Annotated in this window: 17 protein-coding genes; 5 read left to right on the forward strand and 12 right to left on the reverse strand. The window is 63.5% G+C overall.

All coding sequences use genetic code 11. The features are described 5' to 3' along the window. The first annotated feature begins 23 nt into the window (after positions 1-23). Both V1292_RS06285 and V1292_RS06290 read left to right on the forward strand, forming a co-directional pair. Positions 24-1184, forward strand: coding sequence for an acyl-CoA dehydrogenase family protein (locus V1292_RS06285; RefSeq protein ID WP_028347625.1), 1161 nt, complete (start codon positions 24-26; stop codon positions 1182-1184). Positions 1185-1201: 17 nt separating this feature from the next. After that, positions 1202-2002 (forward strand): enoyl-CoA hydratase/isomerase family protein, encoded by an 801-nt coding sequence (locus tag V1292_RS06290; protein WP_334371114.1) that lies wholly within the window; start codon positions 1202-1204, stop codon positions 2000-2002. Positions 2003-2236: 234 nt separating this feature from the next. On the opposite strand, the gene V1292_RS06295 is transcribed toward V1292_RS06290, so the two are convergent. The 4 genes from V1292_RS06295 to V1292_RS06310 form a co-directional block, all read right to left on the reverse strand. After that, the gene (locus tag V1292_RS06295; RefSeq protein WP_334371116.1) at positions 2237-3001 is read right to left on the reverse strand and encodes a hypothetical protein; all 765 of its coding nucleotides are present in this window, start codon (positions 2999-3001) and stop codon (positions 2237-2239) included. 18 nt (positions 3002-3019) lie between these two features. After that, positions 3020-3814, reverse strand: a complete 795-nt coding sequence (locus tag V1292_RS06300) for an enoyl-CoA hydratase (RefSeq protein ID WP_334371117.1) — start codon at positions 3812-3814, stop codon at positions 3020-3022. 154 nt (positions 3815-3968) lie between these two features. Next, positions 3969-5177, reverse strand: a complete 1209-nt coding sequence (locus tag V1292_RS06305; RefSeq protein WP_334371119.1) for an ABC transporter substrate-binding protein — start codon at positions 5175-5177, stop codon at positions 3969-3971. A gap of 227 nt (positions 5178-5404) precedes the next feature. Continuing rightward, a complete protein-coding gene (locus V1292_RS06310; protein WP_334371121.1) occupies positions 5405-5818 on the reverse strand; it encodes a VOC family protein in 414 nt (137 codons plus the stop codon). An 83-nt stretch (positions 5819-5901) separates the two neighbouring features. Here V1292_RS06310 and V1292_RS06315 point away from each other — a divergent pair, with 83 nt between their 5' ends. Both V1292_RS06315 and V1292_RS06320 read left to right on the forward strand, forming a co-directional pair. Then, a complete protein-coding gene (locus V1292_RS06315) occupies positions 5902-6693 on the forward strand; it encodes a thermonuclease family protein (RefSeq protein WP_442895601.1) in 792 nt (263 codons plus the stop codon). A gap of 102 nt (positions 6694-6795) precedes the next feature. Beyond that, positions 6796-8283 carry a M48 family metalloprotease gene (locus V1292_RS06320; protein ID WP_334376956.1) on the forward strand — a complete coding sequence of 496 codons (1488 nt, stop codon included), beginning with the start codon at positions 6796-6798 and terminating at the stop codon, positions 8281-8283. Positions 8284-8567: 284 nt separating this feature from the next. Here V1292_RS06320 and V1292_RS06325 read toward each other — a convergent pair whose 3' ends face one another. The 6 genes from V1292_RS06325 to V1292_RS06350 form a co-directional block, all read right to left on the reverse strand. Beyond that, positions 8568-9113 carry a hypothetical protein gene (locus tag V1292_RS06325; protein WP_334371124.1) on the reverse strand — a complete coding sequence of 182 codons (546 nt, stop codon included), beginning with the start codon at positions 9111-9113 and terminating at the stop codon, positions 8568-8570. A gap of 130 nt (positions 9114-9243) precedes the next feature. Then, complete coding sequence (locus V1292_RS06330; RefSeq protein ID WP_334371126.1) at positions 9244-10029, reverse strand: CarD family transcriptional regulator; 786 nt, start codon at positions 10027-10029, stop codon at positions 9244-9246. A gap of 415 nt (positions 10030-10444) precedes the next feature. Continuing rightward, positions 10445-10783, reverse strand: a complete 339-nt coding sequence (fdxA, locus tag V1292_RS06335) for a ferredoxin FdxA (protein WP_334371128.1) — start codon at positions 10781-10783, stop codon at positions 10445-10447. Between the two features lie 124 nt (positions 10784-10907). After that, a complete protein-coding gene (locus V1292_RS06340) occupies positions 10908-11177 on the reverse strand; it encodes an RNA-binding S4 domain-containing protein (RefSeq protein WP_057842041.1) in 270 nt (89 codons plus the stop codon). Positions 11178-11254: 77 nt separating this feature from the next. Next, positions 11255-14686, reverse strand: coding sequence for a helicase-related protein (locus tag V1292_RS06345; RefSeq protein WP_334371131.1), 3432 nt, complete (start codon positions 14684-14686; stop codon positions 11255-11257). Between the two features lie 634 nt (positions 14687-15320). Then, the gene (locus V1292_RS06350; RefSeq protein ID WP_442895496.1) at positions 15321-16226 is read right to left on the reverse strand and encodes a DUF3108 domain-containing protein; all 906 of its coding nucleotides are present in this window, start codon (positions 16224-16226) and stop codon (positions 15321-15323) included. Positions 16227-16565: 339 nt separating this feature from the next. On the opposite strand from V1292_RS06350, the gene rpmB reads away from it, so the two are divergent. Next, the gene (gene rpmB / locus V1292_RS06355; RefSeq protein WP_334371132.1) at positions 16566-16874 is read left to right on the forward strand and encodes a 50S ribosomal protein L28; all 309 of its coding nucleotides are present in this window, start codon (positions 16566-16568) and stop codon (positions 16872-16874) included. A 137-nt stretch (positions 16875-17011) separates the two neighbouring features. Here rpmB and V1292_RS06360 read toward each other — a convergent pair whose 3' ends face one another. After that, positions 17012-17209, reverse strand: a complete 198-nt coding sequence (locus V1292_RS06360; RefSeq protein WP_161851308.1) for a type II toxin-antitoxin system HicA family toxin — start codon at positions 17207-17209, stop codon at positions 17012-17014. After that, positions 17210-17446: a DUF1902 domain-containing protein gene (locus V1292_RS06365; protein WP_334371135.1), complete on the reverse strand. Its 237-nt coding sequence runs from the start codon at positions 17444-17446 to the stop codon at positions 17210-17212. Between the last annotated feature and the right edge of the window lie 133 nt (positions 17447-17579).

Raw genomic sequence — 17579 nt, forward strand, 5'->3', positions numbered from 1 at the left:
ATTTGTCTGCATAGAGAACAACAATGACCGCAGCCCTCCGTTTCGATCCGATCCGCCTGCCGAGCGAATGCGAGCAGTTGCGCAAAGAAGTCCGCGCCTTTCTTGCCGAAGAAATCGCCGCCGGCACCTTCGATCCGCACAAGCCGAACCGCGAAGATACCGACGTGCCGGAATTTTCCCGCAAAGTCGGCGCGCGTGGCTGGCTCGGCATGACCTGGCCGAAGAAATATGGTGGCCATGAGCGCTCGTTCCTCGAGCGCTATGTCGTGACCGAGGAAATGCGCGTGGCGAACGCGCCGACGCGCCGCTTCTTCGTCGCCGACCGCCAGAGCGGCCCGGTGCTTTTGAAGTATGCCCCTGAGCACATCAAGATGGAAATCCTGCCGCGCATCTGCCGCGGCGAGATCTGCTTTGCGATCGGCATGAGCGAACCGAACTCCGGCTCCGATCTGTTCGCGGCGAAAACCCGCGCCACCAAGACCGACGGCGGCTATCTGATCAACGGCACCAAGATCTGGACCTCTTCGGCCCATATCGCCGATTACATGATCGCGATTTTTCGGACGTCACCGCCGACCAAAGAAAACCGCCGCCACGGCCTGACGCAGTTTCTGGTCAAGATGAAGCAGCCCGGCATCCAGGTGAACCCGATCGGCCAGATCACCGGGCAGTATGAATTCAACGAGGTCGTGTTCACCGATCACTTCATTCCCGACGATCACGTGCTCGGCGAAATCGACGGCGCATGGAAGCAGGCGACTTCGGAGCTTGCCTATGAGCGGTCCGGTCCCGAACGTTTCCTGGAAACCTATTACGTGCTGACCGAGCTGGTCCGCGCTGTCGGCAATAACCCGGACACCCGCAGCGCCGAAGGCATCGGCCGCCTGGTGGCGCAGGTGCACACGATGCGGCGCATGTCGGTGTCGGTCGCGGGCATGCTGCAGGCCGGCAAGGAGCCGGTGGTCGAGGCCTCTATCGTGAAAGACATCGGCACCATCTGGGAGCAGCAATTGCCGCATCGCGTGCGCGAGCTTGCCGCCTTTGTCGAGGAAACCGCTACCAACCGCGAGACGCTGGAAAAGCAGCTCGACTTCGCCATCAAGACCGCGCCGAAGCTGACGATCCAGGGCGGCACCACCGAAGTGCTGCGCGGCATCATCGCCCGCGGACTTGGTTTGCGCTAATTCAATGAGGGAACCGCATGAGCAAGTATACTGATATCGGCGTCGAGAAACACGGCCATGTCGGCCTGATCGAGATCCGAAAACCTCCGCTGAACTTCTTCGACGTCTCGCTGATCAATCAGATCGCGGATGCGCTGGAAGAGTTCGACAACGACATCGAAATCCGCAGCTCCGTGCTCGCAGCCCAAGGCAAGGCGTTCTGCGCCGGCGCGGATTTTTCCGATCCGAAGCGGCAGGAGCAGGAAGCGAGCGCGCAGAATGATCCGGCCGCCAATCTGCCGATCAACCATCTCTACGTTCAGGCCGTGCGTATCTTCCGCAACAAGAAACCGATCGTCGCCGCCGTCCACGGCGCAGCCATCGGCGGCGGTCTCGGCCTCGCAGTCTCGGCCGATTTCCGCGTCACCTGCCCCGAAGCGCGCTTCGCCGCCAACTTTACAAAGCTCGGCTTTCATCCTGGCTTCGGCCTGACCACGACGCTTCCCGAACTCGTTGGCCGCAACAACGCCGAACTGATTTTCTACACCAGCCGCCGCATCACCGGCGAGGAAGCCACGCGTATGGGCCTCGCCAATGTCTGCGTGCCGCAGGACCAGGTCCGCGCCGAGGCGATGAAGCTCGCCGCCGAAATCGCCGAATGCTCCCCGCTCGGCCTGATCTCGACCCGCGCCACCATGCGCGCCGGCCTCGCCGACCGCGTCATGGCCGCCACCAACCACGAACTCGCCGAGCAGACCAGACTCCGCGCGACCGAGGATTTCAAGGAAGGCGTCAAGGCTACGGCAGAGCGAAGGGCGGCGAATTTCAAGGGGCGGTAAGACCGCGCCGCTTGCACCTCTTCCCTTCTCCCCTTGTGGGAGAAGGTGGCATAGGCGGCCTTTGGCCGCCGTCTCTTAGAACGCCGATGCTTCGCATCGGCTACGGCGCCGGATGAGGGGTTCTCTCCGCGGGAGAGGCCTATGTTCGCGGAGAGAACCCCTCACCCGTCTCAATCGTGCTTCGCACGATTGATCCACCCTCTCCCACAAGGGGAGAGGGTGAGGTGCACCGCCTCACGCCATTAGCTTGAATGTCACGCCGCAAAGATCGAACCCGTCGCCCGACACCTTGCAGCCTTTGGCCTTCGCTGCATCCAGCATCTTGGCGACATCAGCGACTTTGAACGTCAGTCCGCTCATCAGATCGCTTGCGCCCTTGACGAAGCGGAAGCCGGCATTGGGCAGCTTCAATTCAGGTTCACCGCCCGCCCCCTCGCTCACGCCAATGCCCAAAATCTTCCCCCAATGCTCCGCCAGCCCCTGCGGATCCGGGCTCTGCATCTCGACTTCGGTCAGCGCCACCGTCACGTCCTTGCGGATCGCCTTCTGCCAGTCCGGCCCTGCCGGCGGATAGGGCCCCAGCGTATCATCGCTGCCGTCGGTGTGATTGAACTCGATGAACGCAGCGCGGCAATCGCGCGGGTGCAGTTGCACGCCGTGATAGGGTGCGTGCGTGATCACGTTCGCCGTGCGCACGCCCATCGCGTTGGCGTGCTTGCCGCGCGCGTCGGGATCGTCGCAGCAGAAGATCGCCATATAGCCGCCGCGGCCGCCGGTCTTGTCGAGAAAACGCCCCGCCGCGGTGCCCGGCTGGATCGGCGCCACCACTTCGAGCAGGATCGTGTCGACCGGTAGTAGTGCGTTCTCCAGTCCGTACTTGGCGACATTGCCGTCGCGGTAACAGACGTTGAGGCCCATGATTTCGGAGATGTCCGAGATCACCGGCTCCAGATGCGGCGCTACGAGGCAGATCTGCCGCAGCCTGAGATACTCGGCCATTTCAACGTTCTCCCATTTTCAATGGCCTGAGAACACGGGCTTGCGCTTCTCGACAAAGGCTTTTGCGGCCTCCTTGTGATCGGCGGTGTCGCCCGAGCGCGAATGATGGATCGCTTCTGCGTCAAAACAGGCTTCCAGCGACATCGTCTCGGCGTTGTTGATGTTGCGCTTGATGTAACCCAGCGTCACCGACGGTCCCTGCGCCAGCGACATCGCGAGATCGTGCGCCTCCGTATCGATATCGGCATCCGGCACTACCTTTGTCACCATGCCGAGATTGTAGGCTTCCGTCGCGCTCAGCACCGGCGAGGTCAGATAGAGCTCGCGCGCTTTCGCAGCTCCAAGCATCTGGGTGAGGAAATAGGTGCCGCCGTAATCCCCTGACAATCCGACCTTGGCGAACGCGGTGGTGATCTTGCAGGAGGCGCTGGCGACGCGCAGGTCGCAGGATAGTGCGATGGAGAGACCGGCACCCGCGGCGGCGCCATCGAGCTGCGCCACCACTGGTTTGGGCATCTGGTGCAGGATGCGCGAGACCTCCATGCCGCGGCGCAAGTTCGCCATCTTGGCCTCGAAGCCGAGCGACGCCCTGCCCTCCGCCATCGACTTGACGTCACCACCGACGCAGAACGTGCCGCCGGCGCCCTTGATCAGCACCGCGCGTACCTCGTGATCGTCAGCCGCACGCCGCGCGGCTTCGACCAATCCGCGCGTCATGTCCGGATTGAGCGCGTTGCGCCGGTCGGGGCGGTTCATCGTGATGGTGAGTAAGCCCTGTTCGAACTTCTGGAGGACCATTTCGTTTGCGCTCATGGGGTGGTGCTTTCGTTTGTTGGTTGGCTCCGTCATTCCGGGATGGTGCGATAGCACCAGACCTCAGATGCGCAATTGCGCATCGGGGAATCTCGAGATCCCGGGTTCGATGCTTCGCATCGCCCCGGGATGACTTCGTGACGAAGTCACGAAGTCACTTCTTCACCAGCGGACACCGCGAGGCTTCCAGCGGCTGGAATGCCTCGTTGCCGGGGATGGTCGCCAGCAGCTTGTAATAATCCCAGCGCGCCTTCGATTCCGACGGCTTCTTGACCTCGAACAGATACATGTCGTGCACCATGCGGCCATCGTCGCGGATCTTGCCGTTCCTGGCAAACATGTCGTTGACCGGCGTCTCCTTCATCACCTTCATGACGGCGGCCGCATCCGTGGTGTTCGCGGCCTTCACGGCTTTCAGGTAATGCAGGACCGACGAATAGACGCTGGCCTGCGCCGCGGTCGGCGGCCGCTTGACGCGCTCCATGAAGCGTTTTGAAAACGCGCGGGTGTCGTCGTTGAGGTCCCAGTAGAAGGCTTCGGCAAGCAGCAGGCCCTGCGCAGTCTCCAGCCCGACGCTGTCGATGTCGGTGACGAAGGCGAGCAGCGGCGAGAGCTTTTGGCCGCCGCTCCTGGTCAGCCCGAATTCCGCCGCCTGCTTGATCGCGTTGATGGTATCGCCGCCGGCATTGGCGAGGCCGACAACCTTGGCCTTCGAGCTCTGCGCCTGCAGCAGGAACGAGGAGAAATCCGACGTGTTGAGCGGATGCTTGACGCTGCCGAGCACCTTGCCGCCGGCCTTCACCACCACATTGCTGGTGTCCTTTTCCAGGTCCTGGCCGAAGGCATAGTCGGCGGTGAGAAAGAACCAGGTCTCGAAGCCGCTCTTGACGGTGGCGAGCCCGGTGACGTTGGCCTGCGCAAACGTGTCGTAGGAATAATGCACGGTGTAGGGACCGCAGGCCTCGTTGCTCAGCCGGATCGAGGCGGGGCCGCTATACATCACGATCTTGTTGCGCGCCTTCGCAATCTCGCCGGCGGCGAGCGCGGTGGCGGAGGCCGCCACGTCGTACAGCATCTCGACGCCCTGGTTGTCGAGCATGTCGCGCGCGATGCTGGCCGCAAGATCGGCCTTGTTGAGATGATCGGCCGCGACGATCTCGACCTTGCGCCCCAGCACCTCGCCGCCAAAGTCCTCCACCGCCATCTTCGCAGCGGTCTCCGAGCCCGGCCCGGTGATGTCTGCGTAGAGCCCGGACATGTCGAGGATGCCGCCGAGCTTGAGCGGCGGCTTGCCCTGCGCCATCGCTGCGCTCGCCGACATCGCCAGCGCGGCGGCGAAGACGGCTGTGATTGCTCTCTTCATGGAGTTTCTCCCTATTGGTCGCCGCATTGCCTGCGACTTTGAATATTTTCGGCGCGATCATGCCGCATGGTGTGCATAGCGGCAAGGCGAAGAGAAAGAGCGCGCCAGGCGCGATTTCCGCTAAGCGGAATGATCTCGTGGGATGGGTGGAGCGAAGCGAAACCCATCAATTCCTTGCGCGGCGATATGATGGGTATCGCTTCGCTCCACCCATCCTACACAGCACGCTAGGCCAACAACCCCTTCCCCGGCACGTGGTTGAGCTCGAGCCGGATGCCGTCGGGGTCTTCGACCAAAATCGAATAGTATCCCGGCGCCCATTGGTCCTCGCGCGGCGCGCGGATGATTTTGGCGCCGAGCGTCTGGAGGAAGCCGCGCAGCTCATCGACGTCGGCGCGTTCACGGGCGCGGAAGCAGAGGTGGTGCAGGCCGACGCGCTGCTGTTCGAAGGCGGCGCCTTCGTGCTCTGGCGACGGCGCGCTGATGCCGACCGCGGTGCGGCCGCCGACGCAGTAGTAGGTCATCTCGGTATCGATGACCGGCTTCAAGCCGAGAAACGGCAACAGCTTTGAATAGAAATCGCGGGAGCGTTCGTAATTCGAGGCGGTGAGAAAAATATGGGCGATGCCGTTGACTTCCATTGTCTCCCCCTACGTGGCAATCTCAGGTAGTATTACTGTCGTTAATCGAGCATACAGGAGCAGGCAGGGTGGAGAGCAGCGGCATGGTTGGTCCGGCATCGCGTGGCAGCGCTGCGCTTCCGGCATGCGCCGCATCGCTTCTCGTGCTGGCGTCCGTCGCCGGACAGGCCGACGCTGCCGATTGCTTAGCTGAGCGGCAAGGCGAAGGGCGCGTCGCTGCCGTGGTCGATGCGCGCGGCTTTCGCCTCGAGGACGGCCGCGAAATCCGCCTCGCCGGCATCGAGCGCACGGGAACCGACACGGCCGGGGGCAGAGCCGCATTGTCCGCCATCATCACCGGCCGCGAGGTGACCTTGCATGGCGAGGATGACACGCCGGATCGCTACGGCCGGCAGGCGGCCTTTGTGTTCGTGACCGGCTCGGAACAATCGGTGCAAAGCGAGCTGCTGCGCCGCGGCGAGGCCCTGGTTTCGAGCGATATATCCGACAAAAATTGCGCTGCAGCGCTGTCCGCCGCCGAGGGCGTGGCGAGAAATGCCAAATTGGGAATCTGGGCAAGTTCAACCGCCATAAAAAACGCGGAAAGTCCGGGCGATATTCTGGCCGCGATTGGGCAGTTTACGGTGGTCGAGGGCAGAGTGCTGTCCGTTCGGCAGGCTGGGGCAATGACCTACCTGAATTTCGGGCGGAACTGGACACGGGACTTTGCTGCGACTATTTCAAGGCGCATCATACCGGCGTTCGAGAGCGCCGGCCTTGGACCTAAGTCGCTCGAAAATCGACGGATTCGTGTCCGCGGCGTTGTCTCGTCGCGGGGAGGACCGCGAATTGAGTTGCTTCGGGTGGGGCAGATTGAGGTGCTGGGCGGGAAATAGCGTTTGATTCGAAGGCTGGGCATCGGTCTTCGCCGGGATCACGCGCAAAGAAGAGGGGATGAGATCAAGGATCCCGGTTGGATCGTGATCTTAGTGGCTGATTTGACGCATCGTGCACCACGGCGCGAAGGAAACACGGGCCGCCGCCTTCTGGCTGCGCCGGCGCTGTTGTGCGCTGCGCTCACGCTCTCTTCCTGTGGAAACCTTGGAAAGATCGAGACGGCCGCGCCGACGGTGCCCGCGCCAAAGCCGAGCCGCACCGTCGCGCAGACGCCGGCAAGCGAGCGCGAACACGAGCGCATTCTGGCCTCCTACGGCGGCGCCTATGACGATCCGAAACTCGCAATCCTGATCGGCAAGACGGTCGACCGGCTGGTGGCGGCGTCGGACCGTCCGGACCAGGCCTACCGGGTGACCATCCTCAATTCCGGCGCGGTGAACGCCTTCGCGCTGCCGACCGGCCAGCTCTATGTGACGCGCGGGCTGGTGGCGCTCGCCAGCGACACCTCGGAACTGTCCTCGGTGCTGAGCCACGAGATGGCGCATGTCATCGCAAAACACGCCTCGATCCGGGAAGACCAGGCGCGGCAGGCGGCGGTGGTGACGCGCGTCGTCACCGACATGAGCAACGATCCGGATCTGACCGCGCTGGCGCTGGCGAAAACCAAGCTGACGATGGCGAGCTTCTCACGGCAGCAGGAATTCGAGGCCGATGGCATCGGCGTCGGCATTTCGGCCCGTGCCCGCTTCGATCCCTATGGTGCGGCGCGCTTCCTCGCCGCGATGGAGCGCAATGCGGCGCTGAAGGCCGGCAAGACCTCGCTCGATCCGCGCGCGCAAGACTTTCTGTCCTCGCATCCGGCAACCCCCGAGCGCGTGCAGAACGCGCAGGCCAGCGCGCGGCAGTATACCTCGCCACAGAGCGCCGAGCGCGACCGCGAGACCTATCTCGCCGCCATCGACAACATCGTCTATGGCGAGGACCCCAGCGAGGGCTTTGTACGCGGGCGCCGCTTCCTGCATCCGAAACTCGGCTTCACCTTCCAAGCGCCCGAGACGTTCACGCTCGACAACACTGCGCAGGCCGTGATCGGCGTGCGCGAGGGCGGCACGCAGGCGATGCGCTTCGACGTGGTGCGCGTGCCGGCCGAACAGTCGCTGGCCGATTACCTCAATTCCGGCTGGATGGAAGGTGTCGACAAGGGCTCGACCGAAGACCTCATGATCAACGGTTTCCCGGTGGCTTCGGCCTCGGCGAATGGCGATCAGTGGCAGTTCAAGGTCTTTGCGCTGCGTTACGGCAGCGACGTCTACCGCTTCATCTTCGCCGCCAAGCAGCGCAATACCGAAAGCGAGCGCAATGCGCGCGAGACCGTCAACTCGTTCCGCCGCCTGACGCTGGAAGAAATCCAGGCTGCGCGCCCCTTGCGTATCAAGGTCATCACCGTGCAGCCCGGCGACACCGTGGAATCGCTCTCCCACCGCATGACCGGCGTCGACCGCCCCACCGAGCGCTTCCGCATCCTTAACGGCCTCGACCAGCACGCCCAGGTCAAGCCGCGCGACCGCGTGAAGATCGTGGTGGACTGAGTGGGGGAAGCACGCCGCTGCGTCGTCGTCCCCGCCTAGAGCCTTTTCGGTTCTGATTGAATCAGAACCGGGCTCTAGATTCTTATTTTGACGCGTTTTCTTGACGCGAACCGGTGTCCACTTCGCTGGAAAACGCTCTAGTGCGCAAGTACGCACGGGGCGCGCAGACCCATACGCCGCGGTCGCTGTAATAGCGCAATCCGCAAAGCGCCCAAACGCAGCAACATCGCCCTGTGGTTATGGGCCCCCGCTTTCGGCAGGGGCGACGGCGATCTCTCTCGACCCTACTCGATTGTCACACGCGAACGCCACCGCGACTCAAAACTATTGTCATCGTCAAGCATCCGCGCCTGCGCATCCATGGGCTCGCTGCGCTTCTCTGTGACGATGCTGACGGTGACCGGTACGGCTGCCTCGGCTTTGGCTTGCACCGGCGCAGCAGCGGGCCAGCGCAACGCTGATCGCGAGATCACGGCCTTGCCCGAGTACCAGCATTTGCGGCCGTCAATCATGCGCCAGGACCAATGCCCTTTCGCCGATTTGGGCACAGCGGCACTGCACTCCCTGGCCTGCGCGGCCGACGCGCTGACCGGAAGAAGCGCGGCCAAGGGAATTGCCAGGAGAGCTGCCGTGACAATTGCGAAGAAGATGGACTGTACCTGCCCTTTCATCGAATCCCCCTTGCGGTAGATCTTGAAGTGGCCGGGACATTCTCCCGCGATTCGGGTCACAAGAGGTCGAAAGCTGGCCGTTTCCGCGCCAAGGAATGGAACCGGCTGAGAGGCCTTTCTTCGCAACGGGAACCGGCGATGGCCGAAGGGAACCGCCAAGCGCTTTCCCACTGGGATTTAACCCCGCGACCGCAGCGCTCTCCCCGCAATCATTTTCGCTCGCGTAGACCTCCAAAACAAAAAGCCCGGTCTCTCGACCGGGCTTTTCGTTTCAATCCTTGGGATTCTTTCAGGCTGCCTCATCCGCCACGGCTGTGTCGTCGCCGTCGGCATCGACATCCGCCTCGTCGGCCTCAGTGTCAGCTTCGGTGGCTTCGGCCTTGGCGCCGCGGCGCGGGCTTTTGGCGAGCTGGCTTTCGATTTCCTTGACAGCTTCGGTCTCGGTCGAATGCTGCACGACCGCGATTTCGCGTGACAGGCGGTCGAGCGCCGCTTCATAGAGCTGGCGTTCGCTGTAGGACTGCTCGGGCTGCGATTCCGAGCGATAGAGGTCGCGGACCACTTCGGCGATCGCGACGATGTCGCCCGAATTGATCTTCGCTTCGTATTCCTGCGCCCGGCGCGACCACATCGTGCGTTTTACGCGCGCACGGCCTTTCAGGGTTTCGAGGGCCTTCTTGACCAGCGCCGGCTCGGACAGCTTGCGCATGCCGACATTGGCGACCTTGGCGGTCGGCACGCGGAGCGTCATCTTGTCCTTCATGAAATTGATCACGAACAGCTCGAGCTTGGCGCCCGCGATCTCCTGCTCCTCGATGGCCAGGATCTGGCCGACGCCGTGAGCCGGATAGACCACGAATTCATTGGCCTTGAAGCCCTGACGCTGGGTCACGACCTTCTTCGGCTCCTCGACGCGCGGCGCGGTAGCGACCGGCTTGGCAGCAGCCTTCGGCGCGGCGGCTTTCGGGGGAGCAGCCTTCACAGGGGTCTTGACGGGATGCTTGGCAGCAACTTTCGACGCAGTGGTCTTCGAACCCGTCGCTTTCGCGGCGGTCTTGGCAGTCTTTTCTGGCATTGCGCTTCTTTTGTTCTTTGAGGACTTTGTGGCCGAAACCTTCTTGGCGTCCTTCATGGGCGCCTTGGCACGGCCTTTGGTTGCGCTGCGGCTGGCCGGAGCGGCTTTTTTCGTCGTCTTGGAAGCACTCTTTTTACGCGTTTTCTGTGACACAGCCTGCGCGCGGAACTGCCACGCCCCTGTTCGATGTTTTTACGAAACCCACCGGGGCCACAGGATACGCATGGCCGGGATCGGCTTAGAATGTGCCCAATATAGCACATTTTCCGCAAAAATCAATGATTTACGCCGGGTTCCGGGCCCTTACGGGGCGGTTTCCGTCATAAGTCCGGTAACAGGGTTAAATCCGCTCACCGCGTTCGGTTCAGATTGAGGCCAAAATCAGGCTCGACGAGCCCTTAACTTATCCACAGGCTTAATCGCCGGCACCGGGTTCCTTGGAAAAATATTTCTCGAACTTGCCCTCGACACCCTCCCATTCTTTCGCGTCCGGCGGGGCGTCCTTCTTCTGGGTGATGTTGGGCCAGCTTTTGGCGTACTCGGTGTTGACCTCGAGCCACTTCTCGAGGCCCGGCTCGGTGTCGGGCTTGATGGCATCCGCAGGACATTCGGGTTCGCAGACGCCACAGTCGATGCATTCGTCGGGATGGATGACCAGCATGTTCTCGCCCTCGTAGAAGCAGTCGACGGGGCAAACCTCAACGCAGTCGGTGTATTTGCACTTGATGCAGGCTTCAGTGACGACGTAAGTCATCCAACGCTCCGAAACGGATCAGTTTTCCGGGGTTTGCGTAGCGCATGCGGTGCGCTGCCGCAAGGGAAGCAGCGGGCCCTTAGCGGCCGTTTTTCAGGCGTCCCAGCGAGCCCTTTCCAGATAGTTATTGTTTGTCGTTCTGCAAATCATCGTAGAGCACGCGCGCCGCCGCAGCGTCGCCGCGCCGCTCGGAAAATCCCACCACTTTCAGGATACGCACGGTGCGATCGAGCCCGATCGTCAAGACGTCGCCGACCTTCACCGAATGTCCCGGCGCCATTTCACGCACGCCGTTGATGCGAACGTGACCGGCCTCGACGAGGGCGGCAGCCGAGGTGCGGGCCTTCACCACCCGCGCATGCCACAGCCATTTGTCGAGACGCTGCCGCTCCAACTAATCTCTCGTAGCTTATTCTTCACGCGTTTTCTTGGACCGCGAACCGATAGCCACTTCGCTTGAAAACGCTTTGGTTATTCCTTGCGGCCGGCAAGCTGTTCCTTCAGCGCCGCCAGTTTTGCGAACGGTGAATTCGGATCGATCGGCCGGTCGCGGTCGCGCGGGCTCGCGCTCGTCGCCCATTGACGGTGCGAAGGGCCAGAGTCGCGCTTGTCGCGGCCGCCCTTGTCGCGTCCGCCGAAATCACGGCCGCCGCGCTCGCCCTTGTCGCGGCCACCTTTGCGCTCGCCCTTGTTGCGATCGAATTTGTCGCGGCGCTCCTCGCGGTCGCGGCCCTTGCCCTCGAAACGCTCGCGCGGCGGACGGTCCTGACGCGCTTCAGCGGCCGGCGCGCTCTCTGCGGCAGGTGCCGCTGCAGCATCGGCCGGTGCGCCCTCGCGGGGCTTTCTGAACTCGCCATGACGGCGGCCGCGACGGTGGCGTTGCGCGCCCTCGCCTTCTCCGGCAGCCGCTTGCACGCCCTCGCCCGCGCGGTGATGGCGCTGGCGGCTGCGGTCGTGATGCGGACGGCGCTCGTCGGAACGGCCGCCGGGCCGCCAGACTTCGACGAGTGCAGGCTCTGCCGGTGTCTCTGTCGGTGTCTCGGGTTTGGCTTCGGCCGCCGGAGCTTCGACGGAAGCGGCTTCTGCAGGCGCTTCGGCTTCGGTAGGCGCTTCGCTCGCGGTTTCGGGTTCGGCCGCCGCTTCCGCGGCGCTGACTGCTTCCGGCGTCTCCTGTTCCGGAGGCGCATCCGCGATCGCGGCTTCCGCCGGTGTGGTCTCGGCGGGCGCAGCTTCCACCGCAGCAGCGGGTTCTTCGGCGGCTACCGGGGTCACATCCGGCAGCAGCGACGCCGACGACGGCGCGGGCCCGTCGCTGACAGGCACTTCGGCCGCGACTTCTTCCGCCGGCGCATCAGCGGTCGTCTCGGCGCTCGCCTCAACCGGCGGCGTCTCAGCGGAGACCGTCTCGACGACGGCCTCGGGCGCGGGCTTCGGGGCGAGCTGCGGGCGGCGGTCCATGCGGTAACCGAGCGCGCGCAGGATCGAGGCGAAATCTTCGCCGGCCGATCCAGTCAGCGAGGTCATCGCCTGCGTCACCACAAAGCCGCGGCCGTCGAACGCGCCGGCCGGCTTTTCGCCCGGCGACGTTTCGCGCCACGCCAAAGCGGGACGAATGAGATCGGCGAGACGCTCCAGGATGTCGACGCGCACCGCGCGCTCGCCGCACTGGCGGTAGCCGAGCACGCGATAGGCATCGCGGGCGAGCTGCTTATCGACCGGGAACGAGGTGCGCCCCGAGCTCGCCAGATGCTGCGCGCCTGACAGCGCGGACATATCGACATTATCCTGCTTCTCGGCCCACAACAGCGAGGCCAGCGCGCGCGCCGCGGGCTTCAGGAGCCCTGGGAAATAGATGTGATAGGCGCCGAAGCGCACGCCGTATTTGCGCAGCGTCGCGCGCGAGGCCTGGTCGAGATCCTTCATCTCGCTCGCGATCTTCGAGCGCTCCAGCACCCCGAGCGCTTCGACGAGCTGGAACGCGATGCCGCGCGCAATACCCGTGATGTCCTCGGCCTTCGACAGCCCGAACAGCGGCCCCAACAGCTTTTCGATATGCGTCTTCAGCCACAGATCGAGCCGCGTTTGCACGGCCTCGCGCGGCGCACCGGAGAGGCGCTCATCGGAAATGATGCGGATACGCGGATGCAGCGCATCGTCGGCCGCGACGAGTTTTGCGACCGCATCGCCGGTCCAGCGGATGGTGCCGTCGGAGGTCAGCACGAACTGATCGTCCGGCGCGGCTGAGAGCTTTTCCGCGCGCGCGTTGATCTCGCTCGCCAGCACCTGCTGGGCGGCGGCCTGCAGCGCCTTGGCGTCCGAGCCGGCTTCCGCCGCATCGGGTGCAAAGGTAAATCCATCGAGCCGGCCGATCGCGTGGCCTTCCACAATCACTTCGCCGGTCTTGCCAATTTCCGTATTCAAAACTGAGTTCTCCCGCAGGCGGCGCATCAATACACTGGTCCGCCGGTCAACGAAACGCTCCGTAAGCCGTTCATGCAGCGCATCGGATAATTTATTTTCCACCTCACGGGTGATCCCCTGCCAGTGGTCGGGGTCGGACAGCCAGTCCGGCCGGTTGGCGACGAAGGTCCAGGTGCGGATTTGCGCGATCCGGCCCGACAGCGTGTCGATATCGCCGGTAACGCGGTCGGCCTGGTCGACCTGGGCGGCGAACCATGCGTCGGGTATCCGACCTTTCTTCATCAGGAAAGCATAAAGCGTGGTCACGAGCTCGGCATGGGCAGCCGGCGCGATCTTGCGGTAATCCGGGATCTGGCAGGCGTCCCACAGCCGTTCCACGGCTGGTGCGCCGTGGGCCATTTCCCTCACCTCGCCGTCGCGCGCCGCATGATCGAGAACGCGCAGATCTTCGGCAATCGGCGCGCGGGTCAAGGCCTCGTGCCCCGGCGGCAGGGCCAGCGAGACCTGCAGCGCGCCGAGCGAAGAAAAATCCAGCTTCGAATTCCGCCATTGCAGCATTTTGACGCTGTCGAACGTGTGGTTCTGCAGCGCGTTCACCAGTTCCGGCTCGAACGGTGCACAGCGGCCGGTGGTGCCGAAGGTGCCGTTGCGGGTGGCGCGCCCGGCGCGACCCGCGATCTGCGCGAACTCGGCCGGATTGAGCCGGCGGAACTGATAGCCGTCATACTTGCGGTCGGAGGCAAACGCGACGTGGTCGACGTCGAGATTCAGGCCCATGCCGACCGCGTCGGTGGCGACGAGATAGTCGACGTCGCCGTTCTGGAACATCGCGACTTGCGCGTTTCGCGTACGCGGCGAGAGCGAGCCAAGCACGACGGCCGCGCCGCCATGCTGGCGGCGGATCAATTCGGCGATCGCGTAGACTTCATCGGCCGAGAACGCGACGATCGCAGTGCGCCGCGGCTGGCGCGTGATCTTGCGGTCGCCGGCGAATTCGAGCTGCGAGAGCCTCGGACGCGTGACGATGGAAGCGCCCGGCAGCAGCCGCTCGATGATCGGGCGCATGGTGGCGGCCCCTAACAGCAGCGTCTCGTCGCGGCCGCGCCGATGCAGGATGCGGTCAGTGAAGACGTGCCCGCGCTCGAGATCGGCCGCGATCTGGATTTCGTCGACGGCAAGAAACGACACGTCGAGATCGCGCGGCATCGCTTCGACAGTGGAGACCCAGTAGCGCGGATTCTTCGGCTTGATCTTCTCTTCACCGGTCACGAGCGCAACCGCTTCCGTCCCGGCGCGATCGGCGATCTTGTTGTAGACCTCGCGCGCCAGCAGCCGCAGCGGCAGCCCGATCACGCCCGACGAATGCCCCAGCATCCGCTCGATGGCCAGATGCGTCTTGCCGGTATTGGTCGGCCCGAGGACAGCGGTAACGCCTGCGCCGGGCGCGCGATCAGTCGCGAACGTGGAAGGAGAGAAAGCCATTCTGTACAGGTGTTTCTTTTTGGTGCTGGCGCTCAGGCCGTCATTGCGAGGAGCGCAAGCGACGAAGCAATCCATTCCTCAGCTTGCGGTGAGATGGATTGCTTCCGCCTTCGCTAAAGCTACGGCGGACAAGTCGCTTCGCATGACGGAAAACTGAGAACCCTCTTCCCTCGGCGTCAATTCGGCCGATTCTGTTTCACTTTGCGACGGTGATGCGGTCGCGGCTTAAGCTTTGGAACGAGTCTGGAACGAATCGCGTCCGAATCGCTGACTCCTCCCGAGACCCGATACGTTCACCGCAACATCTCGCGCTGAAGCGCTCGGGGCGGCACTAGATCAAGTTTACGGCGGCTCCACAAGCGACGGTTTCGGGACTAATTTCTTAAAGACCGGAGTCGAATCAGAAGTGGTCAAGAGTCAACATGATTCATGGCGATTGCATCGATTTCGTCGCGAGCGGGCTGCGCTCGCCCCTAGCGCGATCTCTCTTCCCCTCTCCCCTTGTGGGAGAGGGTGGCGCCGAACGAAGTTCGGCGACGGGTGAGGGGTTCTCTCCACGAGTCGTGCGCGCGGAGAGAACCCCTCGTCCGGCGCTTCGCGCCACCTTCTCCCACAAGGGGAGAAGGGAAGAACTTTAGTTCGTCTTCGCCACCCGTGGCGGCATCGCCGATGTCACGAACGACGTCGCTTCCAGCATCGCCAGGCCAAACGGCGTCGGGATCGTCATGCGGAAGGGAACCAGGACGCGCGTCCCCGCAATCGGCACGAACGTGATCTCGATCCGCCGTTCGTTCGCGAGATATTTGATCACGGGGCGATCGGGGATGTAGCCCGCGACGGGGTTGAAATAGATCGCGCAGACCAGCGCCGGCCCGTGATAGCCCTTTTCGGCTTTGACCGTTTCCATGCGCTTGTAATCGAGCTTGAGATCGTAGCGCATGCGTCCGTCGAAAATCCCGGCTCCGGTGCGGCAGGAATCCGGCGCCAGCACTTCGCCATTGCCGGGCACGCGCAGCAGTGAGCCTGTCATGGGATCGAGCACGCTTTTGCGGTGCGCGTCGGTGACGGGAATGCGGCCGGGATCGACCGGCGGCGCCGGGTCGATCGAAAATTCCTTCACGCCGCCATTGGCCAGCGAAATCCGGATGGTCTCGGATTTCTTCTGCGTGGTGGTGGTCGCGGTATAGGCGTTCGCCACCAGCGCGCCGTTCACGATGCGGCCCTGGCTGGCGCCGGAACCGGTGCCGCCGGAAAACGCCTTCAACAGCCCGGCCGTGCCGCCTTGCGCCGAGGCCGAAAACACATCGTCGCCGATTTCGATGGTCCAGCTTCCCTTGCCGACGGGGATGCCCGCCAGCGTCGCCTCATAATGCGCATCCAGCCGCCCCTGCGCGCTCGCGGCCTGCGGCGCGAGCGCTGCCCACGCGGCGGCGCCCAAGCCGACAACGAGGCCGAGCCTGGCGGAGAGAGGTTGGCGCGAAACGGCGCATCTGGCAGTCACGAATGAGAAATCCCGGGATCGGCGCGATTGGGTGTTCATTTAGGCAAAAATATCCGGCAAACAACGCGTGTTTTCGCGAAAACCACGCCCTTTAAAGGACCTTTCATCACCGCCCGCCGCTCGCGGGGAAGGCCAAGGTCTTTTCGTGCTAAACCCATGATGTCGGCCGGGATTACGCCCTTTATATGATTGGCTTAAGTGGCTGGAACCCCTTACAAACCCGCGAATTCAGCGGTCGGGACCAGCCCAAGAACCTTGACCCCGTGGCCGTCTCCCCCTATACGTCCGCGGTTCCTGGAAATGGACGCGATTTTGGACCCCCGCGGCGCCCGCGAGAAGCGGCTTGGCCCTGGCGGGGATGGAAGAGGATTTTTCGGAATGTCCCGGCGCTGCGAACTGACGGCCAAGGGCCCCCAGGTGGGCCACAAGGTGAGCCACTCCAACATCAAGACCAAGCGGCGCTTCCTGCCGAACCTGGCCAACGTCACCTTCATCTCGGACGCGCTCGGCCGCAACGTGCGCCTGCGCGTCTCGACCAATGCGCTCAAGAGCGTCGACCACAATGGCGGCCTCGACGCCTACCTCCTCAAGGCCAAGGCCGACGTCCTCTCCCCCCGCGCGCTCGATCTGAAGCGCGCGATCGAGAAGAAGATCGGCAAGCCCGCGTTCGTGAAGAAGGCGAGTTGAGCGAAGCTTAAATCGGCGGATCGGAGTTTGGAGCGGCCGGGTCGGAAGACCCGGCCGTTTTTGTTTTGGGGCGCGCGCCGCTCCTCCGTCATGGCCGGGCTTGTCCCGGCCATCCACGTCTTTCCTGGCGCAGCGATTCAGAATGCCTTCGGCAAGCCGGCCTGACGCAAGATCGCATTCGCGGTGTGGCGACTCGGAATGCCCACAGGCACCGGAAAATTCCGTTTGGTGATCGGGCTATGCCAGATTTCGTGGCTGCCCTTGCCCTGCCGGACCAGCATGCACCCTGCGGCGCGCAGCAAATCGCGCAATGGCTTGTCGAATTGAGGAGCCATTCAGGCTGCGGCCGGCTCGGCTTCGCGCAGCGCGGTGATCTGAAGAAACAGAGACGCCGGATCGACGTCGGGATGATTATCTGGAAGCAGGTCGAGCGCCATCGCCGATATCTTCGCCAGCAACTCGTCGAGCGTGGCGGCATCGGCTGCAGCCGGAATGTCGTCGCAATGCCCGCTCCAAACCGAGGCTTCATCGTCCCAGGTCGCGGAAATGGTGAAAATGACCGGCTTCGACATCTCGGATCGCCTTGTCTCGCTGGACTGCGCCAAAGCGCGCTCGTCACAGGACATATAGCATGCCAAGGCCGTTTACGGGAGGTGGCATTGACTGCCTTGATGCCTTCCTGCTGAAGGCCAAGCCCGCTCCGGC

Source organism: Bradyrhizobium sp. AZCC 1719 (assembly GCF_036924525.1).
In the GTDB taxonomy this organism is placed as follows: domain Bacteria; phylum Pseudomonadota; class Alphaproteobacteria; order Rhizobiales; family Xanthobacteraceae; genus Bradyrhizobium.